This window comes from Paraburkholderia sp. Ac-20340 (assembly GCF_017104965.1).
GTDB lineage: Bacteria > Pseudomonadota > Gammaproteobacteria > Burkholderiales > Burkholderiaceae > Paraburkholderia.
This window is the reverse complement of record NZ_JAAGPR010000049.1, coordinates 1-20,068: the sequence shown is the minus strand read 5'-3', so window position 1 is coordinate 20,068 and position 20,068 is coordinate 1. Positions and strand designations below refer to the sequence as shown.

Genomic DNA, 20,068 nt, shown 5'->3' with positions numbered 1-20,068 from the left:
AACGCGTGCGTGAAAGCTGAAGCGAAATGCGCAGTGTCGCACGACGCGGCACGCGTGCCGGCGTCGTGATGGATTCGCTCGAATGCCGCGTTGGGTCGTGCTTCAGCTCAACAGTGCGATGTAGAACACCACCGCACCAATCAGCGCGCCGATAAAGCAAAAACCTTCGGGCGCGTCGTCGGTGGTGCGTGAGCGCAGCCAGCCGCCCGCCACGCCGAACATCCCCGCGATACCGAGCGCGACGAACACCATCACGACATCGAATAGCGCGCTACGGCCGATTTCGAGAATATCGAACTGCCTGACCGCGTAGTACAGCACGATGGCCATGATCGAGAGCACGACAAGCGGCAGCATGACGTGGCTACCCTCGTGCCCAACGTGACGACCATGATGCCCTTGCACGACCGGCTTGGTAATTTTCATGACCCGTCTCCCCCAGAGCGCCCGAAACCGCACGGGCCTCGATTCGAGCATAGTTCACAGATTGCGCGGGTTCAATAAACGTTTAATAGCGCTCATGCCCACGAGAAAATCATGCGGCGCGTCCCATATTTTGGCAATCCAGGGTTATGCCGCAGTGCCACAGACCGGCTGTATAGCGCGCAGCAAGCTGCGAGCAAGGCCGCAGCAAGCTTTATCGACGATCGATTGCGCGCTGCGCAAAGCGCTACCTCGTCTGACTGCGTTGCCCCGCCTTGCCCGCACGCGGCACGAAGTCTGCTCTCTGGCTAGAATGCATCGTGATTCGTGCGTGCCCGCCGCCCGGCGACGCCGCGCACGTCGCGCCCTCCACTGCCTTCGCGCCCGCCATGCCCCGACTTTCGTTTCTGGTCCGCTTTGTTTCCATCGGCGTGCTGCTGCATGTCTATGTCGGTTTCCGGCTGATTCCCGATCTGCCCGTGCCCGCCGCCGGCAAATGGCTCGCGGCGCTCTGGCTCGTGCTCTCGGTGCTGGTGATTCCGCCGGGACTGCTTGCACGCCGCTTCGAGCGTCAACCGCTGGGCGACCGGCTCGCATGGATCGGCATGCTGGCGATGGGCTTTTTTTCGTCGCTGCTGATGCTCACCATCGTGCGCGATCTGATACTGGCCTCGCTGATGACGGTCGAGTCGATCTGGCCTGGCATCGTGAGTCTCGCGCACTGGCGCATCGCCAGCGCCGCGACGGTCGTTGCGCTCGCATTCTGTTCGAGCGGTATCGGCTTTTTCAATGCGCGGCGGCGCGCTCCGGTGCGCAACGTCGAAGTGCCGATCCGCAATCTGCCCGCCGCGCTCGACGGCTTCACGATCGTGCAGCTCAGCGACATTCACGTGGGACCGACGATCAAGCACGATTACGTCGAGGCGATCGTGCGCGCGGTGAACCAGCTCGATGCCGATGTCGTCGCCATTACCGGCGATGTGGTCGACGGCAGCGTGCAGCATCTGTCGAATCACACCGCGCCGCTCGGGCAACTGGCCGCGCAGCATGGCGTCTTTCTCGTCACCGGCAATCACGAATATTATTCGGGCGCCGATGCCTGGGTGGCCGAATTCCGCCGCATCGGCCTGACGGTTCTGATGAATCAGCATGTGGTGATCGAGCATGACGGCGCGCGACTCGTGCTTGCGGGCGTGACCGATTACACCGCCGGTCATTTCGATTCTTCGCACCGCAGCGATCCGCAAGGCGCGTTGCGCGGCGCACCCGACGATGTGAATACGCGCGTGCTGCTCGCGCATCAGCCGCGCACCGCGCACGCTGCCGTCGATGCGGGTTACACGCTGCAACTCTCCGGCCACACGCACGGCGGCCAGATTTTCCCGTGGAATTTCATGGTGCGGCTGCAACAGCCGTTCACGGCGGGCCTGGAAAAGCTGGGCAGCCTGTGGGTCTATACGAGTCGTGGCACGGGCTATTGGGGACCGCCGAAGCGCCTTGGCGCGCCATCGGAAATCACGCGCGTGCGGCTGGTGGGCGCGCATTGAACGCCGCTCCTCAACGGGTTGCGCGCGCATCGAATACACGCCCTTGCATGAACGTGCACGCAAAGCCGCTATGATGATCTGATCAGTCCCTGCCCGGAACCACAGGAATCCATCGCTCATGGACGGCAACAAGCATCTCCATCAAACCGCGTTTTATCTGCTGCTCTTCGTTGTCTCCATCGCATTGTGTTTCGTGCTCGCACCGTTTTTCAGCACCGTGCTGTGGGGCGCAATACTCGCGCTGATCTTTCAACCCGTGCAGCGCCGCATCGTCGCGCGACTCGGGCGGCGGCATACGCTGGCCGCATTCATCACGCTCACGATCTGTCTGGTGATCGTGATCTTCCCGCTCACACTGGTCGCGGGTACGTTGATCCAGCAAGTGGGTTACGCCTACGCGCAGGTGCGCTCAGGAACGCTCGACTTCGGCGCGTTTTTCAGCCAGATCGTGCATGCGCTGCCGCAATCGATCCAGAACGTGCTCGCGCGTTACGACCTGATGGATCTGCCCGGCCTGCAGCAACGTCTTTCGGCGGGCGCGGCGCAGATCAGCCAGTTCGTCGCGACGCGCGCGCTCAGTCTTGGCCAGAACACCGTGCAGTTTGTGGTGAGCTTCTGCGTGATGCTGTATCTGTTCTTCTTTCTCGTGCGCGACGGCCGCGAAATCTCGCGTCTGATTCGCGATGCGATTCCGCTCGACGAAACCCACAAGCAGCATTTGATCCGCAAGTTCACCACGGTGATTCGCGCGACGGTAAAAGGCAATGTGGTCGTGGCCGTCGTGCAGGGCACGCTCGGCGGCATTGCGCTCTGGGTGCTCGGCATTCAGGGCGCGCTGCTGTGGGGTTTCGTAATGATGCTGCTATCGCTGCTGCCCGCCGTGGGCGCGGCGCTCGTGTGGCTGCCCGTGGCGATCTATTTCCTGTCGACGGGCGCGCTCGTGAAAGGCATCGGCCTGGCGCTGTTTGGAACGCTGGTGATCGGCACCGTCGATAACGTGCTGCGGCCCGTGCTGGTGGGCAAGGACACGCGCCTGCCCGACTGGGTCGTGCTGATTTCCACCCTCGGCGGCATTTCGCTTATCGGCATCAACGGCTTTGTGATCGGGCCGCTGATTGCCGCGCTGTTTATCAGTTGCTGGGATCTGCTGCGGCGCGATCAACACCAGCACGGCGACGGCGCGGCCGCGCCCGATCCCGACGACGATCCCGTGTAACGCGGCCGTCTACGACGAAACGTGCATCGGCAAACCGGCACGCCCTTGACGCGGCAGATCGGGGACGACCGGCTCGTTCGCGCTCGCAGCCGAACCGCCCTGCGCCGCCACGGAAAAACCAAACGTATTGATGCCGTTGGCACTGCGCACGAACACCGTGCCGCCATGCATTTCAGCCACGGCCTTGACGATGGAAAGCCCTAGCCCGTGGTTTTCGTGGCTGTTCGAACGCGCTTCCTGAATACGATAAAAACGGTCGAAGATATGCTCGCGCACATCGGGATCGAGTGGCTCGCCAGGATTCGATACGGCGATTTCCACGTGGCCGTCCTGCGGCGCAATCGTGGCCTGTAAAACCGTACCCGGCGACGAATGCTGGATCGCATTCACAAACAGATTGCTCACCGCACGGCCAATCAGCGAAGTATTGACCCACGCGCGCGCATCGCCTTGCACGTCCACATTCAATTGCGCTTCTTCGAGCGGCATTTCCAGAAACTCCAGCATGCGCTCGACTTCGCCGCGTAACGACACTTCCGCCAGCTCCGTTGCGCGCTCGCCGCGATCGCTGCGCGAGAGGAACAGCATGTCGTTGACGATCACGCGCAATCGTTCGAATTCCTCAAGATTCGATTGCAGCGTCTGTTGCAACTGTTCGACCGAGCGATCGCGCGTGAGCGCCACCTGCGTCTGGCCGATCAGAATGCTCACCGGCGTGCGCAATTCGTGCGCGACATCGGCATTGAACGATTCGAGGCGTTCATAGGCTTTATCGAGCCGCTCCAATGCGCCGTTAAACGACGTTGCGAGTTCATGCAATTCCTCGGGCAATTCGCCCGAATGCAAACGCTGACGCCGGTTCGACGGACTCAGTTGCGTCGCCTCGCGCGACAGCCGCGTGAGCGGCGCAAGACCGAAGCGCGTGACCGCGCGGCTCAGCAACGCAACCGCAATCGTGGACAACGCAATCAGCACGCCCAGCGCGATGCCAAAGCGCCGCAACATGCTTTCGGTACGCACGCAATCGCTCGACACCACCAGCTTCACTTCGGGGCGATCGCCGCTCGCGGGCACGACGATGCTCGTGACGATCACGTCGTAATTGCAGCCAGGCGGGCGCACGAGTTGATGGTTCGGGCCAACGTCGCCCGTGACCGTGCCCGCCACCGGCGCGCCAAAGCGAAAGCGCGGATCGGGGCCTTCGACGTAGTAGTGCATGCGGCTATCGGCGGGCGAAAGATCGCGCAGCTTTTCCTGCACGAAGGCCCACTTCTTCACGTCGGGCGCGTGCGAAACGATCAGGCTGGCGATACGCGCGCGCGTGTCGAGCGTCTCGCGCAGCTCGTTGAAAAGCTGCCCTTGCATCAGCAGAAAAAGTCCCGTGCCGGTCAGCGTGAAGACGACCAGCGACACCGCTGCGAACATCGCCGAAAGCCGCAGCGAAATCGAGCGCTTCATGACAGCGCGCCCCCGTCTTCGCGCACTTCGAGCACGTAGCCCATGCCGCGAATCGTGTGCAGCAGCTTGGCCGCATGCGGACCGTCGAGTTTCGCGCGCAGGCGTTTGATGGCGGTTTCGACCACGTTGGCGTTGCTTTCGAAGTTCACATCCCAGACCAGTTCGGTGATGAGCGTCTTCGACAGAATCTCGCCGCGCCGCCGCGCCAGCACCGAAAGCAACTGGAACTCCTTGGCCGTGAGATCGAGGCGCACACCATCGCGCGTGGCGCGGCGGCTGATCAGATCCACCTGCAGATCGCCCACGGATATCAGCGTCGATTCCTGTGCGCGTGCGCGACGCGTCAGCGCACGCAAACGCTCGACCAGTTCGAGAAACGAAAACGGTTTGGTCAGATAGTCGTCGGCGCCATCGCGCAGACCATGGACACGATCGTCCACGCGATCGCGCGCGGTCAGCATGATGACCGGCGTTTCCTTTTTCGCGCGCACCGCGCGCAGCACGCCGAAGCCGTCGAGCTTCGGCAACATCACGTCGAGCACGATGACATCGAAATCGTATTCGGTGGCCATCCACGCGCCCTCTTCGCCGTCCATCGCCACATCGACGATCCAGCCCTGCTCGCTCAAGCCGCTGCGCAGATAGTCCACGACTTTGCGTTCATCTTCGATAACCAGTACTTTCATGCTTGCCCTCCACTTCGCGCGCGGCCTCGTGGGCCGCGTCGAATCGTATTTGTGTTGCCGTCAGCCTCGTCCGGGCGCGACGTTCTGCGAATTTTGCGGATCTTGCGCGCCGCCTGCCGGCACTTCGCGGCAGGTGCCCATGCTACAGGCGAGCGCGCGTTCGTCCGCGCTCCAGCCGCCGCCCAGCGCCTTTGCCAGATATACCACCGTGGCGGCCTGCTGTCCGTGAATCTGCACCTCCTGGCGCTCGCTGGCAAGCAATTGCTGCTCGGCGTTGAGCACGTCGATGAAGGCGACCAGACCGCCCTGATAGCGGTCGTTGGCGAGATCGAACGATTGGCGCGCGTCGTCCACCGCAGCCTGGCCGTCCGTCGACGCGCGTTCGAGCACGGAAAGCCCCGTCACCGCATTCTGCACCTCCTGGAAGGCCGTGAGCACGGTCTGCCGATACGACGCCTGCGCCGATTCGTAACCCGCCTGCGCGTAATCCACGCCGGCCGCGCGCTTGCCGCCGTCGAACAGCACCTCGCCCGCACTCGCGCCGAGCGACCATAGCAGGCTCGACGCGGTAAACAGGCTGCCGAAGCTGGTCGCTTCCCAGCCCAGCGTCGGCGAGAGCGTGATGTCGGGAAAGTACGCGGAACGCGCCACGCCGATCTGCGCGTTGGCTGCCGCCATCGCGCGCTCGGCCGACGCCACATCCGGGCGGCGCTGCAGCAACTCGCTCGGCAAGCCGGTCGGCAACGCGGGCGTGGGCAAGGGCGTGACCCTGGGTGCGAGCGCGAATGCCGGCGCAGGCTTGCCGACCAGCACGGCAATGGCGTGTTCGTCCTGCTGACGCTGGTTTTCCAGCAGATGCACCTGCGTTTTCGTGGCGTCCAGTTGCGCCTTCTGCTGCAGGAGCGTGAGGCCCGACACCGCGCCCAGATCGTGCTGCGCGTTGACGAAGTCGAGCGCCTTCTGTTGCAGCGCGATCGAGCGGTTCACCACGTCGATTTCATCGTCGAGTTCGCGCAGCGCGAAATAATCGGTGGCCAGTTCAGCCGTGAGCACGAGGCGCGCGTTGGCGAGATCGTCGCCCGCTTCCTGCGCGGACGCTTGCGCCGATTCCACCATGCGCCGGATGCGCCCGAACAGATCTAGTTCGTAGCTGATGGTCGGCCCGACCTTGATGTCGTTCTGCACCGTCGACATATTCTGCGTCACATAGCTCGTCTGCGGGCGGTTCGCGGAGATGCGCTCGCGCGCAAGGCTGCCGTCGAGCGACACCTGCGGCGACTGTTGCGAGGACACCGAGGCAAGCGTCGAGCGCGCCTGAGCGTAGTGCGCGACGGCCACACGCAGCGTCTGGTTTTCCGCCAGCGCCGCGTTTTCCAGCCCGTCAAGCTCCTGATTGCCGAACACGGTCCACCATTGCGGATCGAGCGGCGCATGCGAAGGCTGCGCCGCGTGCCAGTAGGCATCGGCGGGATCGACCTGCCATGCGGCCGGGCTGGCCGTTTGCGGCGCGCGATAATCGGGGCCGACCGTGCAGGCGGCGAGACTCGCCACTGCGCCTGCAAACAGCATTGCGCGCGCGGCTGGCAACGAAAAACGCACGGTCATCACGTCGTTCCTCGCGGCGTAGAAGCCGCGCCCTTTTGCGGCGCGACCACGACGACGGAATCGCCATCGGCGATCGAATCGCTGGGATTGAGCACGACGCGATCGCCCGCATCGAGCCCGCGGCTGATTTCCAGCGTCTGGCCCTGATCCTGCGCGATTTCCACGGGTTTGAGCTTGATCTTGCCTTGCGCATCCACCACGGCCAGGCGCGGCCCTTCCGAACGGAACAACAGCGTGTTGCCGGGAACCGTCAGGAGTCCGTGCGAATCGGTTTGCAGCGCGGCCTGCACATAGGCTCCGGGCAGCAGTTTTCCGTCGTGATTGGGCAGCGCAATTTCCACCTGCAGCGTGCGCGTGGCCACATTGATCGCCTGCGCGGTGCGCGTGACCGTGCCGTCGAACGTCACGCCGGGCAATTCCTGCTCGCTCACGCTCACGTGCTGGCCCACCGCTACTTGCGGTGCGTAGGTCTGCGGCACGTCCAGATAGAGCCGCAGCGGATCGGACTGGGCAATCGCAAACAGCGCACGCCCCGCGCCGCCATTGCCCGCATTCACGAGATCGCCGATATCGACGTTACGCTGCGTAATTACGCCCGTGATCGGCGCGACGATATGCTGGAACGATCGGGTCTGCTGCAGGCGGCGCACGTTGGCGTCGGCGGCAGCGAGATTCGCCACGTCCTGGTTGTACGCGCCCTGCCGGTCGTCGAGTTCCTGTTGCGAAACGGCGTCGCGTTGCCGCAATTGCTGCGCGCGGTCGAACGAAGTCTTGGCGAGCGCGAGCGTCGATGCCGACTGATCGCGTTGCGCCTGAGCCTGCGCGAGTTCCTGATCGATTTCGGGCGTGTCGATATCGGCGAGCAACTGGCCTTGCTGCACATGCGCGCCAATATCCGCGTACCACTTGAGCACGTAGCCGGTCGCGCGCGAATAGATCGGCGCTTCCACGTAGCCGCGCAGCGTGCCGGGCAGCACGATGCGGCCGTCCGCGCCTGCGGGCGTGGGCTGCACGACGCTCACGTACTGCTTCGCGTTCTGGCTGGTGACATCGGCGAGATGGTGGGCATTGAGCACGTTCGACACGATCGTGCGCGCCGCGCCCGCCGCCAGCAGCAAGGCCACGACGATTACCGCGAGGCGTGCACGCCGTCCCGCCTGAGCGCGCGCGGGCAGATCCAGGCCCTGCTCGCCGCTCACGGAGATGTCGAGAGAAGAATGGTGGTGAGGTTCGTTCATGTCTTCGGCATCGGAAAGATCAATCGGCACGACGCTGCGCGGCGCGCGCGCGTTTCGTTTCGGCGCGGTGGGCAAGGCGCGAGTGCACCGTTGCAAACATCAGGGGTACGAATAAAAGCGTGGAGACAGTCGCAAACAGCAGACCGCCGATCACCGCGCGGCCGAGCGGTGCATTCTGTTCCGCGCCTTCGCCCAGACCCAGCGCCATCGGCACCATGCCGATCATCATGGCGAACGCGGTCATCAACACGGGCCGGATACGCGTCGCGCCCGCTTCGAGCGCGGCTGCCAGCGGCGTTGCGCCCGCCGAAAGACGCTGGCGCGCGAACGAGACCACCAGAATACTGTTTGCGGTCGCCACGCCCACGGTCATGATCGCGCCCGTCAATGCGGGCACGCTCAGATGCGTGCCGGTGATGAACAGCATCCACGCGATGCCCGCAAGGGCAGCCGGCAAGGCACTGATGATAATGAGCGGGTCGGCCCACGACTGGAAGTTCACCACGATCAGCAGATAGACCAGCACGATCGCCACCGCAATCCCCGCACCCAGACCGATAAACGAGGAACGCATGGTGTCGATCTGGCCGCGCATCGTAATCATGGTGCCGCGCGGCGCGTGCGCCTGCATGCTCTTGATAAGGTCGTCGATATGCGCGCCCACCGCGCCAAGATCGCTGCCCTCCACGCTGACGAGCACGTCGATCACAGGCCGAATGTTGTAGTGCGTGACGATCGCCGGGCCGTCGTGCGGTTTGAGTTGCACGAGATTGCTCACGAGTTGCAACGGCGCGGCGGCGTTGCCCACATGCGCTGAAACCGGCGTGCCCATCACTTCGTTGATCGACGTTTCGCGGTATTGCGGCGTTTGCACGGCAAGCGGATATTCCACGCCATTCTGCGGGCTCACCCAGAACGCCGGCGAGGTCTGCGAGCTGCCCGAAAGCGCGATCAGCACATCCTGCGCCACGTTTTGCGGGCTCAAATTGAGTTGCTGCATGCGCGTGCGGTCCATCGCGAGCATCAATCCCGGTTCGTCGTTACGCTGTTCGATGTGCGCATCGACCGCGCCCGGCAACTGGCGCACCTGCTTGAGCAGCGCGCTTGCGATCGCCATATTCTTGTGCAGATCCGATCCCACCACCTGCACGTCGATCGCCGCAGGCTGACCGAAGTTCAGAATCTGCGTGATGATGTCGGCGGGCTGGAAGAAAAATTCGACGCCCGGAAAACGCTGCGGCAGCAAGGTGCGCAGTTTGTCGATATAGACGTGCGAAGGATCGTGCTCGGGCTTGAGCGCGATCTGGATTTCGCCGTCGAGCGTGCCCATCGTGCCCGCGTTGCTGTACGAAAGATTGATACCGCTATACGGCAGGCCCAGATTATCGACGATGGTGGCGAGTTGATCGGCGGGCACGACCGTGCGGATGGTGCGTTCGACTTCATCGGCGAGACGTGCGGTTTCTTCGATGCGATAACCCGTCGGCGCGCGCATATGCAGGCGGATATTGCCCGCATCGACGGTTGGGAAAAAGTCGCGGCCGAGGAAAAACACGAGGCCCAGCGAAAGCAGACAGAACGACAAAAACGACACGCCAAAGAAGCGCCGCCGTGCGAGCAGAACGCTCAGTAGCGCGATGTAATTCGCACGCACGCGCTCGAAACCATGATTGAAACGCTCGTGCACGCGCGCGAACATCGACGCGCGTGCACCCTTCTGCGCATGCGCAGAAGGATCGTGGCCTTCGAACAGCAGCATCGCAAGCGTCGGCACCAGCGTGCGCGAAAGAATGTACGAGGCGATCATCGCGAACACCACGGCTTCCGCGAGCGGCACGAACAGGAAGCGCGCCACGCCCGTGAGAAAGAACATCGGCACGAAGACGATACAGATGCAAAGCGTGGAAACCAGTGCCGGCACGGCGATTTCACCAGCGCCTTCGAGAATGCCTTCGTGCAGTTTCGCGCCTAAATGAAGATGCCGTTCGATGTTTTCGATCGTGACCGTTGCGTCGTCAACAAGAATACCCACGGCGAGCGCGAGGCCGCCGAGCGTCATGATGTTGATGGTTTCGCCCAATGCGAACAGCGCGATGATCGACGCCAGAATCGACAGGGGAATCGATACCGCAATAATGAGTGTGCTGCGCCAGTTGCCGAGGAACAGCAGGATCATCGCGGCGGTCAGCGCGGCCGCGATCAGCGCTTCGCGCACCACGCCCTGCACGGCCGCCGATACGAAAATCGACTGGTCGAACAGCGGCTGGATCACCAGATCCGCAGGCAAGGTGTTGCGCACTTGCGGCAGCAGGCTTTTGAGCTTGCCGACGACTTGCAGCGTCGATGCATCGCCGCTCTTGAGGATCGACATCAGCACGCCGCGCTGGCCATCCTGACGCACGATATTGGTTTGCGGCGTAAAGCCGTCGCGCACATGCGCGACGTCGCCGAGATAAGTCGTCGCGCCATTCACCGTCTGCACGGGAATGCGATTGAGGCCCGCGATCGTGTCGGGCGACGCATTGGTGTCCACGCGATATTCGGTCTGGCCGAGTTTGGCCGTGCCGGTCGGCAGAATCAGATTCTGCGCGCTCACCGCGTTGACGATATCCGCTGGCGTAAGGCCTTTGGAAATGAGCGAGCGCGTGTCGATATCGACGGAAATCACCCGCGTTTTGCCGCCATACGGATAAGGCACCTGCGCGCCCGGAATCGTAATGAGTTGCGGGCGCAGAAAATTCATGGCGATATCGGCGAGCGCCTGTTCGCTCATCGACTTGCTCGACAGCCCGAGCTGAATGACCGGAATACTCGAAGCCGAATAGCTGATCACCAGCGGCGGCGTCGCGCCCGGCGGCATCTGTTTGACCTGCGCCTGCTCGGAAGCCACGGCCTGCGCGATCGCCGTTTGCAGGCTCGCACCCGGTTGCAGAAATAGCTTGATGATGGCGATGCCGGGCAGCGACTGCGATTCGATGTGCTCGATATTGCTCACCGTGGTCGTGAGGCTGCGCTCGTTGACCGAGGTGATGCGCTGGGCCATGTCCTGCGCGGAAAAGCCCGTGTACGACCAGATGATGCTGATGACCGGAATATTGATGTTCGGCAGCACATCGGTGGCCATCGACATCAGCACGAACGGCGTGGCCAGCACGATCATGATGGCCATCACGATGAACGTGTATGGCCGCTTCAGCGCGAGATTAACGATCCACATGAGACGGGTTCGGGTAAATCAGACAAATTCGGCGAAATAGCTGGCGAAAGAAAATACGCGCTGCGCGTCGGTCAAACGGTGCCGCATCATAGGCAATCGCACTGGCGGTTGGCTGGCGCGAATATGGCGAAACTGACAGCTACGTTCAATCGCTCAAACGCGGCTGCTACAGCGTGCCTTTGCGGCTCGTTCGCAAACGTTGGACGCAGGTCTCCCGTCACGCCATGCGCGTGCGTTTTTCTAGTCGTGCTTAATGAGCTTGGTGAGCTTTGTGATTTTTGTGGGCCTGGCTGGCCGCTTCTAGTTCACGAGGCGCAGACGCTCCACCTCATGTTTCTCATGTTTATCGGCTTTCGCATGCAGTTGCCGCGCTTCGCGAAACGGTGTGGCCGCCGCGCGTCGACCCGGCGCATCGCAGGTGGCAAGCGCGCTTTCCTGCTCGGTGAGCACGAGCGGCACTTTCTCGCGCAGAAACTCCACGAAGGTGCGGATCTTCGCGTCCAGATAACGGCGCGATGCGTAGAGCGCGTAGATATTGAGCGTTTGCAAACGGTGCGTGGGCAACACGCGCACGAGCGTGCCATCGGCCAGTCCCGGCAGCGCGACAGGCACCGGCAACGGACCGATGCCCATGCCTTCGCGAATCGCCAGAGCAAGCGCTTCCGGGTTGTTCACCTGGAACGGCGTAACGCCGGTATGCCGGAAGGTTTCGCCCTGCGGGCCTTCGGAAACCCACTGCCCGGCGGGCAGGCTTGCATCGGTGAGATGCAGGCAGGTGTGCGCGTCGAGGTCGTCGAATGAATGCGGCACGCCGCGCGCGCGCAGATAGTCCGGCGACGCACACAGAATGGCCGCCGTGCTGCCGAGCTGCTGGGAAATCAGCGCGGAATCTTCGAGTTCCGCGGCCACCACCACGGCCACGTCGTAGCCTTCTTCGATGATGTCGGGCATCTCCTGCGCGATCGTCAAGTCGACGGCCACATCGGGCAGATGCTGCTGATAACGAGCTATCAGCGGCATGACGTAATGCTGTCCAAAACTCGTGCCACCATAGACACGCAGCTTGCCGGCCGGATTCGCGTGCGCCGCGGCGGCTTCGGCTTCGGCCTGCTCGATGTCAGCAAGAATGCGCTTGCAGCTTTGCAGGTAGCGCTCGCCCGCTTCGGTCAGCGACATGCGCCGCGTGGTGCGATTCAGCAGGCGCGTACGCAGACGCGATTCCAGATCGGTGACTGCGCGCGAGACCTGCGCTGTCGTCATCGCTTCGTTCGCGGCGGCGCGCGTGAAGCTGCCCGACTCCACCACTCTTACGAAAATACGCATGTTGCGCAGCGTGTCCATCAGCGTCTCCTTTCCATCGTCTTGCTCTTCCCGGCGTGATTCATTGTGAATAGTCGAATACCGCCAGTCTCGCCTGGAGGCCGTGGCCAGATGCTGACTTCTAAATGGCAGGCGTGTCAGCTTGGCGAGCCGCCTTGTCCCGCGTATGATCCACCGCGCCCACAGCATGGCGGATCGCCCTTGCGACAAGGCTTGCGCGCGGGTTTCTCAAGCTCCCGCCGGCCGCTTTCATGACAGAACGATGAATTACGAATTCGCCTTGCGATTGCTCGCGGCGTTCGCCTGCGGCGTCGCCATCGGACTGGAACGCCAGATGCGTCAGCGCACGGCGGGCCTGCGCACCATCACGCTCGTGGCCAGCGGCGCGTGTCTGTTCGTCACGCTTGGCGTGTTGACGGGCAACGGCACGAGCGGCGTCACGCAGATCGCGGCCTATGTGGTGTCGGGCGTGGGCTTCCTCGGCGGCGGCGTGATCATGCGCGACAAGGGCTCCATTCAGGGCATCAATACGGCAGCGACCTTGTGGTGTTCAGCGGCCGTGGGCGTGCTGTGCGGCGCGGGCCATTACGTGCCCGCCATCGCGGGCACGGCGGTCGTGCTGCTCACCAATACGGTGCTGCGCGAGGTGAGCCGCATCATCAATCAGTCGCCCGTATCGAACGCCGATCTCGTGCGCGTCTACGAGCTGACCGTGGTGTGCCGCGAAGAGGACGAAATCCATATTCGCACCGTGCTGTCCAATTCAATGTATTCCACGCCGCTCTCGTTCCAGAGTCTGACGAGCGAAGATCTGCCGGGCGAACCGCAACGGCTGCGCGTGACGGCCACCGTGCGGCTGCATCCGAAATATCAGTCCAAGCTCGAACTGATGGCGAGCCGCCTCAGCATGGAAAAAAGCGTGTCGAGCGTGAGCTGGACGGCGGCAGAAACGGAAGTTGCGCCCGAGTAATTAAAACGAAAGCGCCGCCCGTCTTTATGGAAATCGCCTCGCATTCCTTACGATTTCATTTCTATCGCGTTGCATCAATCGAAACAACGCGCGGCGGCTTTCAAGAACTGTCAATTCTGACTGTGTTTCGTGGACGCGATCCTGCCCTTCGACTAAGCTCCAATTCATCGTGAGAGTGTTCACGTCAACGAGGGGAGTCTTCTATATGGAACACGGCATCATCGCCTGGCTCATCATCGGCGCAATCGCTGGCTGGCTCGCTGGAGTGCTCGTCAAGGGCGGCGGCTTCGGATTGATCGTCGATATCATCGTCGGGATTGTCGGCGCGTTCATCGGCGGCTGGCTTGCCGGGCTGCTCGGCATTCATATCGGCACCGGCATGATCAGCTCGATCATCACCGCGATTGTCGGCGCGGTTATCCTGCTGTTTATCATCAGGCTGTTCCGCAGGGCGTAGCGTGTTTCGCTAACCTGCTAATGCGCTAATACGCGGACGCCAAGGCAAAACGGGAGCACCGTCACCGGTGCTCCCGTTTTTTTATGCTCGCGCGTCAGAAATGATGCTCAAGCGCGTTTATGCATTCGCGACGAGTTCGCCTGCATCCGGCGCGCCCGGCAGCATCGAGCCAGTCTCGTTGAAGCGCAGATGCATTTCGTACGCCTTGGCGAGGTTGTGCGGCGTCTGACCACCGATCTTCTGCGCGTCCTTGTAGTAGTCGCGCAGCAGATCGCGATAGAGCGGATGCACGCAACGCTCGATGATCAGCGTGGCGCGTTCGCGCGGCGCGAGACCGCGCAGATCGGCGAGACCTTGCTCCGTCACGATCACATCGACGTCATGCTCGTTGTGATCGACGTGCGGCACCATCGGCACGATACTCGAGATCTTGCCGTCCTTGGCGATCGCCTTGGTCGCGAAGATCGCGCACGACGCATTGCGCGCGAAGTCGCCCGAACCGCCGATGCCGTTCATCATGTGCGTGCCGCCCACGTGCGTGGAATTCACGTTGCCGTAGATGTCGCATTCGAGCGCCGTGTTCAGCGCGATCAGGCCGAGGCGGCGAATCACTTCCGGGTGGTTGCTGACTTCCTGCGGACGCAGCACGAGCTTGTCGCGATAGCGGTCGAGTTCGGCGAGCACCTGTTCCTGGCGCGGCGCGGAAAGCGTCATGGACGCGCCCGAAGCGAACACCATCTTGCCCGAGTCGATCAGATCGAACGTCGAATCCTGCAGCACTTCCGAATACATCGTGAGCGCTTCGAACGGCGAATCGACAAAACCCGACAGCACCGCGTTCGCAATCGTGCCGATACCGGCCTGCAGCGGCGGCAGTTGCGCGCTCATGCGGCCGTGCTTGACTTCATGCTGGAGGAAGTCGATCAGATGGCCCGCGATACGCGCGGTTTCTTCATCGGCGGGCAGCACGGTCGAGGGGCTGTCCGGTTCGTTGGTGATGACGATGGCGGCGATTTTCTCGGGCGGAATCTCGATCGCCTGGGTGCCGACGCGATCGTTGACGCGCACGATGGGCAGCGGATCGCGATGCGGGCGGCGGCCCGGAATCCATACGTCGTGCAGGCCTTCGAGACCGAGCGGCTGCGCAAGATTGATTTCGACGATCACCTTCTCCGCGAGAATCGCGAAGCTTGCCGAGTTGCCCACGGAGGTCGTGGGAACGATCGCGCCCGTCTCCGTAATCGCCGCGGCCTCGATGATGGCGAGGTCGAGCTTGCCAAGCAGGTTCGCGCGCAACATCTCGACGGTCTCGGAGAGATGCTGGTCCACGAACATCACTTCGCCGCGATTGATCGCACGGCGCAGCGTGGTGTCCACCTGGAACGGCAGGCGGCGTTCGAGCACGCCCGCTTCGGTCAGCATGCGATCGACGTCGTGGCCGAGCGAGGCACCCGTCATCAGCGTGATACGCAGCGGTTCCTTCTCTTCGCGCGCGCGGCGTGCGAGTTCGAGCGGCACGGCCTTGGTGTCGCCCGCGCGCGTGAAGCCGCTCGCGCCGACGCGCATGCCATTGCGCACGAGTTGAGCTGCTTCGGCAGCCGAGGTGATCTTGCCGCGCAGTGCGGCACAACGAATACGGTCTTCGTACATCAAAGTCTCCACAAACTCTCTGATCGCCAAGTGCCCATTTTCAGGTCTCGCTATGGCGGCCTTGCATCACGGCGTTTGCAATACTGTTTTGCGGCCGGAATGCGCAAACGCCGCGGGACCCTGAATCAAGGCGCCGCGGCAAGAATTTCAAGCTTGCGCCTGCTCATGGCGGGCGGTTACTCGATCTCAGCTACCGAAATAAATGTTGCAGAAGCTGGCAGGTCCGACGCATTCGCCGTGACTTGCCGGCGTCATTTCACGGTGCGAGGACGCTTGAGCGACAGGCTGACCTGCGCTTTGGGCGACCTGCTGCGGGACGCCCGCCGCCGTTGCGTCGTTCTGTGCATAAGCAGCGGCGGCGGCAAACATCGAACAGGCAACAACAGCGATCTTCAGGGACTTCATTTCACTCTCCAGTGCTAACGGGTACTGCCGAAGCAGTGACGCCACTATATGACCGGGGCCTGGATTGATTAAGGAGCTGGGGTGGAAGGCATATTTCCAGACTGCGACAAGATCACGCAGGCGCCCATCGGACGGGCTCAGGAGAAACGCAAACGCAGCGCGCGGCGACGGCGCGCCTGACGCGCATGGGCGCCAAGCGGGGCATCGCGGTCGAGCAGCGCGCTGCGGATGAAGTGGAGATGGCTCAGGAGCCGCTGAACGTCGTGGCGGCGGTCCCGGTCGTGGTGCACGCGCGGCAGTGCCTCCTGCGCGATCCACGTGGCCGTACGCACGGCCTGCAGCGCGCGATCGAGCTGGGCTGCATCGGGGTGCTCGAATAGCCGCGCGATATCGGCGAGCACGTGGTCGAAGGACACACGCCATCGGCTATCGCTCTGCGCGAGCCACGCGGCCGTTTGCGCGTCGTGGCGCAAGTCGATGACCGCATGCCCCACTTCGAGCGTCACGAGCATCCAGCGCAGCGCGCGCCGGTGCGCCTGCTTGCGGCCGTTGAGCAGCAACCGCAACTGGTGCATGAGATCGTGCGCGCCCGACTGGAACTGCTGGCCGATGCCTGGCAGGTCGTCGCGACAGGCCAGCACGACCTGGCCGCGCAAGGCCGCGCACATGCGCTCGACCAGCCAGCTCATATGCGGCGGGAACACCACCGAAAAGGCCAGCGCGGCCACCAGCATCGACGCCACCACGGCGATACCGTTGTTGATCAGCAGATCGGGCGTGTAGGCGATCACGTTGTCCGGGCCCGCGAGCAGACACAGAAATACCGAGAATCCGACCCCGAAGCCAGCGATGCGCGCACGCGTGGCGAAGAACGCGCCCAGCGCGAGCGCCGGCGCCAGCGCCGCGCAGAGCAGCGGAAAGCCATCGACGTTCGGGTAGACGTAGCACGTCAGCAGATAGCCGACGACGGTCGCGCAGCTCGCGCCCGCCGCCATCTGGAACGCCATGCGCGTCGCGCGCGGCGCCGATGAGGTCAGCGCGCAGGTGATGGCGGCGGCGATCATCGCGAGGCCGCCGCTCGGCCAGTCGGTCTCGACCCAGAACCAGCCGACGGCCGCCACCACCACCGCCGTGCGCATGAAGGTGAACGCCACCACGTACCAGCTGGTGCGCGGCACGTAGCGCGTGATGCGCGGCTCGGGCGGCAGGCCAGCTTGCGTCAGCGAGGCCCAGGTGCGGCTGTAGCGGGCGATTTCGGCGCTGAAGCGGTAGATCAGTTCGGCGGATGTATCGAAGTCCTGGAGCGTCTCGGGCGGCGCTGTTTCGAGCGGCCGACGCGTCTCGCGAACGTGACGCGGCAGCGTGCGCTGGAACGATTCGAGATCCTGCGCGAGGCGCAGCGCGTAGGCGCGGTCCGATTCCTTGAGGCTCGGACGTTGCGCGAGTATCGCCGCAAGTTCGCTGAAATAGGGGTCAAGCGGTGCGATCGAATCGTCGCTCCAGCGCAGGCGCTTCTTCAACTGACGCAGTGCATGCAGGCGCGCGCTCGCATCCATGAACTCGCCGTTCAGACGCGCGAGCAACTGGCTGCGCGAGCGCATGGTCGGATCTTCGAAAAATGAGAAAGCGCGCGTGGCTTCGAAGCCGACGATTTCATCGACGAGTTTCGCGAATCGCCCTTCGAACGCGTCCCTTTCGAGGCCGCCGGACAGCACTCGCGCAGCGAACGCAGTAAAATCGAGATACCGTGTGCGCAAGGTGCGCTCAAGCACCGAGCCTGATTGCCGGGGCACGATAACCGCACTGACGACCCCGGAACACAGAATCCCCACGGCGACCTCGGCACCGCGCCCGAGAGCGGCCAGAAACAGGCCATTGGGCTGCAACACGAGCGGAATGCCGATCAGCGCAGCGGTGTAACCGGCCAGCACGAACGCGTACCAACGAAAATGTCGATTGCGCATGGCAGCGGCCGTACAGGCGGCCACCCACATCGTCATCCCGGCGATATAGAGTTCGGGCTGCTGGATGAATACGGCTCCGAGCACGACCGCCGCCACCATGCCCACCGCCGTCCCGACGATGCGGTACACGCTCTTCGCGAACACCATGCCGGACAGCGGCTGCATCAGCACGAACACCGTGGTCATCGCAATGCGCGGCTGCGGCAGGTCGAGCAGCATCGCAATGCCCATCGCCAGCAATCCCGCCGTCACCGTTTTCAGCAAATGCAGCCAGATCGCGCCGTGCGTGGCCTGCCAGTCGCGCAGGGCAAGCCGCGCGGCACGCCAGATAATTTCGACGCGACGACGCGGGTCGGTCGCACGATGTATCGTTGGCTGCCGGTTCATGGGAAACGCACTACTTTTGGATTGATACGATGATTACGGATAACGCGACGCTGCTATGGCAGGTCGTCTGTCGATGTCAATGCGCAAGCGCAAATCTGGATCGACAAAGCGCCGATTGTAGGATCGCCAATAAAGCGAATTAACGGGACCGGCAAGGAACGTCCGTTCCAGATCGCTCAACAATGCCAGGGCCCGCGAGGCGGACAATATCGTTTTCGTGCCAAACAAGAAGTTCTTAAAGAAGGTCTGATGGATACGCTACAAAACATGCGGGTGTTCGTCCGCGTCGTCGAAGCCGGCAGTTTCACTGCCGCGGCCCAATCGCTCGATTCGACGACGGGCGCCATGTCGCGCGCGGTGTCGGAACTGGAGGCGCATCTGCGCACGCGCCTGCTCAACCGGTCGACGCGCCGGCTCGCGCTGACACCGGCAGGCGAGCGCTACCTGAAGCGCTGCGGGCAGATTCTCGCGGATGTGGATAGCGCGGAAGAGGAAGCGAGTTGCGCGCATGAGCGTCCGGCTGGCGCGCTGCGCATGCATAGCTTCGCGAGTATTGGGCAGCAGTACGTACTGCCTGCGATCTCGCGCTATCGCGCCTTGCATCCCGAAGTCACGGTGGAGTTGACGCTTTCGCAGCGCCTGCCCGATCTGTTCGAGGGCAGCAGCGATGTGTCGGTGGTGACGGCCGCTTCGTTGCCGAATTCGGATCTGGTCTCGCATCAGCTAGGTTCGACGTACAGCATTCTGTGTGCATCGCCGGGATATGTGCATACGCACGGCGCGCCGCGCACGCCGGCGGACCTGGCCCATCACGACTGCCTGATTCTCAAGACGCCAACTTCCGACGCGCACGAATGGACGCTCGAAGGCCCGGACGGCAGCGTCGAAATGCACGTCGACGGGCCGGTTCAGGTGAATATCGCCGAATCGCTCGCGGTGGCAATTCGCGAAGGTATGGGTATCGGCACGTTGCCGGTGTATGCGGCGATCGAAGGACTGCGTAACGGCACGCTGGTGCGTGTGTTGCCGCAGCACATTCTGCAGAAGAGCAATGTGTATGCGCTGTATCCGTCACGCAAGTTCGTCGATGCAAAGACGAAGACGTGGGTGGAGTTTCTGCGCGCGCATCTTCCGCAAGTGATTGCGCGCGATATGGCGTTGCTGGAAGAACTGACTCAAGAACAGCTCGCCGATGCAGCGGCATTGGCGCCGCAAGGTGCGCCGGATGCGGAGCAGAATTCCGCAGGTTGATGATTTGAGTTTGCTGAATGCAAAAAGCCGTCCCTGTGGGACGGCTTTTTTATGCGGGCTTCGCGGTGCCTGCATCTGCGCGTGCTTTTCCGGCCGCGTAAACGCCAGAACCCCGGTTCTCGCTAGGAGCAACCGGGGTTCTGGACCTACTGCATAAGGAGCCTGACGATTACCTACTTTCACACGGGCAATCCGCACTATCATCGGCGTGGAGTTGTTTCACGGTCCTGTTCGGGATGGGAAGGGGTGGGACCAACTCGCTATGGTCATCAGG

At 62.9% G+C, this 20,068-nt stretch carries 15 protein-coding genes and 1 rRNA gene; 5 read left to right on the top strand and 11 right to left on the bottom strand.

Going from position 1 to position 20,068, the window contains the following annotated elements:
• Positions 1 to 102 precede the first annotated feature (102 nt).
• The gene (locus G3N59_RS34340) at positions 103 to 426 is read right to left on the bottom strand and encodes a hypothetical protein (protein WP_205987287.1); all 324 of its coding nucleotides are present in this window, start codon (positions 424 to 426) and stop codon (positions 103 to 105) included.
• 386 nt (positions 427 to 812) lie between these two features.
• Here G3N59_RS34340 and G3N59_RS34335 point away from each other — a divergent pair, with 386 nt between their 5' ends.
• Complete coding sequence (locus tag G3N59_RS34335; protein WP_205987286.1) at positions 813 to 1,970, top strand: metallophosphoesterase; 1,158 nt, start codon at positions 813 to 815, stop codon at positions 1,968 to 1,970.
• A 118-nt stretch (positions 1,971 to 2,088) separates the two neighbouring features.
• Positions 2,089 to 3,186, top strand: a complete 1,098-nt coding sequence (locus G3N59_RS34330; RefSeq protein ID WP_205987285.1) for an AI-2E family transporter — start codon at positions 2,089 to 2,091, stop codon at positions 3,184 to 3,186.
• 9 nt (positions 3,187 to 3,195) lie between these two features.
• On the opposite strand, the gene G3N59_RS34325 is transcribed toward G3N59_RS34330, so the two are convergent.
• The 6 genes from G3N59_RS34325 to G3N59_RS34300 all read right to left on the bottom strand — a co-directional run bounded on the left by G3N59_RS34325 (position 3,196) and on the right by G3N59_RS34300 (position 12,731).
• Complete coding sequence (locus G3N59_RS34325) at positions 3,196 to 4,644, bottom strand: heavy metal sensor histidine kinase (RefSeq protein WP_205987284.1); 1,449 nt, start codon at positions 4,642 to 4,644, stop codon at positions 3,196 to 3,198.
• A complete protein-coding gene (locus G3N59_RS34320) occupies positions 4,641 to 5,330 on the bottom strand; it encodes a heavy metal response regulator transcription factor (RefSeq protein WP_103706550.1) in 690 nt (229 codons plus the stop codon). The genes G3N59_RS34325 and G3N59_RS34320 overlap by 4 nt, the downstream gene beginning before the upstream one ends.
• 60 nt (positions 5,331 to 5,390) lie before the next feature.
• Positions 5,391 to 6,935 (bottom strand): efflux transporter outer membrane subunit, encoded by a 1,545-nt coding sequence (locus tag G3N59_RS34315; protein WP_205987283.1) that lies wholly within the window; start codon positions 6,933 to 6,935, stop codon positions 5,391 to 5,393.
• The gene (locus G3N59_RS34310) at positions 6,935 to 8,173 is read right to left on the bottom strand and encodes an efflux RND transporter periplasmic adaptor subunit (protein WP_205987282.1); all 1,239 of its coding nucleotides are present in this window, start codon (positions 8,171 to 8,173) and stop codon (positions 6,935 to 6,937) included. The genes G3N59_RS34315 and G3N59_RS34310 overlap by 1 nt, the downstream gene beginning before the upstream one ends.
• A 19-nt stretch (positions 8,174 to 8,192) precedes the next feature.
• Positions 8,193 to 11,390, bottom strand: a complete 3,198-nt coding sequence (locus tag G3N59_RS34305) for an efflux RND transporter permease subunit (RefSeq protein WP_205987281.1) — start codon at positions 11,388 to 11,390, stop codon at positions 8,193 to 8,195.
• 300 nt (positions 11,391 to 11,690) lie between these two features.
• On the bottom strand, positions 11,691 to 12,731 hold the full coding sequence (locus tag G3N59_RS34300) for a LysR family transcriptional regulator (RefSeq protein WP_205987280.1): 1,041 nt from the start codon (positions 12,729 to 12,731) through the stop codon (positions 11,691 to 11,693).
• A gap of 241 nt (positions 12,732 to 12,972) precedes the next feature.
• Between G3N59_RS34300 and G3N59_RS34295 the strand changes: the two genes are divergently transcribed.
• Both G3N59_RS34295 and G3N59_RS34290 read left to right on the top strand, forming a co-directional pair.
• A complete protein-coding gene (locus G3N59_RS34295) occupies positions 12,973 to 13,680 on the top strand; it encodes an MgtC/SapB family protein (protein ID WP_205987279.1) in 708 nt (235 codons plus the stop codon).
• 205 nt (positions 13,681 to 13,885) lie between these two features.
• Positions 13,886 to 14,137, top strand: a complete 252-nt coding sequence (locus tag G3N59_RS34290; RefSeq protein ID WP_205987278.1) for a GlsB/YeaQ/YmgE family stress response membrane protein — start codon at positions 13,886 to 13,888, stop codon at positions 14,135 to 14,137.
• Between the two features lie 117 nt (positions 14,138 to 14,254).
• Here G3N59_RS34290 and G3N59_RS34285 read toward each other — a convergent pair whose 3' ends face one another.
• The 3 genes from G3N59_RS34285 to G3N59_RS34275 all read right to left on the bottom strand — a co-directional run bounded on the left by G3N59_RS34285 (position 14,255) and on the right by G3N59_RS34275 (position 18,543).
• On the bottom strand, positions 14,255 to 15,787 hold the full coding sequence (locus G3N59_RS34285) for an acetyl-CoA hydrolase/transferase family protein (RefSeq protein ID WP_205987277.1): 1,533 nt from the start codon (positions 15,785 to 15,787) through the stop codon (positions 14,255 to 14,257).
• A 186-nt stretch (positions 15,788 to 15,973) separates the two neighbouring features.
• Positions 15,974 to 16,192: a hypothetical protein gene (locus G3N59_RS34280; protein ID WP_205987276.1), complete on the bottom strand. Its 219-nt coding sequence runs from the start codon at positions 16,190 to 16,192 to the stop codon at positions 15,974 to 15,976.
• A 137-nt stretch (positions 16,193 to 16,329) separates the two neighbouring features.
• Complete coding sequence (locus G3N59_RS34275; RefSeq protein WP_205987275.1) at positions 16,330 to 18,543, bottom strand: FUSC family protein; 2,214 nt, start codon at positions 18,541 to 18,543, stop codon at positions 16,330 to 16,332.
• 249 nt (positions 18,544 to 18,792) lie between these two features.
• On the opposite strand from G3N59_RS34275, the gene G3N59_RS34270 reads away from it, so the two are divergent.
• Positions 18,793 to 19,794 (top strand): LysR family transcriptional regulator, encoded by a 1,002-nt coding sequence (locus G3N59_RS34270; protein WP_205987274.1) that lies wholly within the window; start codon positions 18,793 to 18,795, stop codon positions 19,792 to 19,794.
• Positions 19,795 to 19,954: 160 nt separating this feature from the next.
• Here G3N59_RS34270 and rrf read toward each other — a convergent pair.
• Positions 19,955 to 20,068, bottom strand: a 5S ribosomal RNA gene (rrf, locus tag G3N59_RS34265).

Bases quoted from the DNA above. Each gene is read 5' to 3' on its own strand.
- G3N59_RS34340 (WP_205987287.1), bottom strand. From the start codon at position 426: ATGAAAATTACCAAGCCGGTCGTGCAAGGGCATCATGGTCGTCACGTT.
- G3N59_RS34335 (WP_205987286.1), top strand. From the start codon at position 813: ATGCCCCGACTTTCGTTTCTGGTCCGCTTTGTTTCCATCGGCGTGCTG.
- G3N59_RS34330 (WP_205987285.1), top strand. From the start codon at position 2,089: ATGGACGGCAACAAGCATCTCCATCAAACCGCGTTTTATCTGCTGCTC.
- G3N59_RS34325 (WP_205987284.1), bottom strand. From the start codon at position 4,644: ATGAAGCGCTCGATTTCGCTGCGGCTTTCGGCGATGTTCGCAGCGGTG.
- G3N59_RS34320 (WP_103706550.1), bottom strand. From the start codon at position 5,330: ATGAAAGTACTGGTTATCGAAGATGAACGCAAAGTCGTGGACTATCTG.
- G3N59_RS34315 (WP_205987283.1), bottom strand. From the start codon at position 6,935: ATGACCGTGCGTTTTTCGTTGCCAGCCGCGCGCGCAATGCTGTTTGCA.
- G3N59_RS34310 (WP_205987282.1), bottom strand. From the start codon at position 8,173: ATGAACGAACCTCACCACCATTCTTCTCTCGACATCTCCGTGAGCGGC.
- G3N59_RS34305 (WP_205987281.1), bottom strand. From the start codon at position 11,390: ATGTGGATCGTTAATCTCGCGCTGAAGCGGCCATACACGTTCATCGTG.
- G3N59_RS34300 (WP_205987280.1), bottom strand. From the start codon at position 12,731: ATGGACACGCTGCGCAACATGCGTATTTTCGTAAGAGTGGTGGAGTCG.
- G3N59_RS34295 (WP_205987279.1), top strand. From the start codon at position 12,973: ATGAATTACGAATTCGCCTTGCGATTGCTCGCGGCGTTCGCCTGCGGC.
- G3N59_RS34290 (WP_205987278.1), top strand. From the start codon at position 13,886: ATGGAACACGGCATCATCGCCTGGCTCATCATCGGCGCAATCGCTGGC.
- G3N59_RS34285 (WP_205987277.1), bottom strand. From the start codon at position 15,787: ATGTACGAAGACCGTATTCGTTGTGCCGCACTGCGCGGCAAGATCACC.
- G3N59_RS34280 (WP_205987276.1), bottom strand. From the start codon at position 16,192: ATGAAGTCCCTGAAGATCGCTGTTGTTGCCTGTTCGATGTTTGCCGCC.
- G3N59_RS34275 (WP_205987275.1), bottom strand. From the start codon at position 18,543: ATGAACCGGCAGCCAACGATACATCGTGCGACCGACCCGCGTCGTCGC.
- G3N59_RS34270 (WP_205987274.1), top strand. From the start codon at position 18,793: ATGGATACGCTACAAAACATGCGGGTGTTCGTCCGCGTCGTCGAAGCC.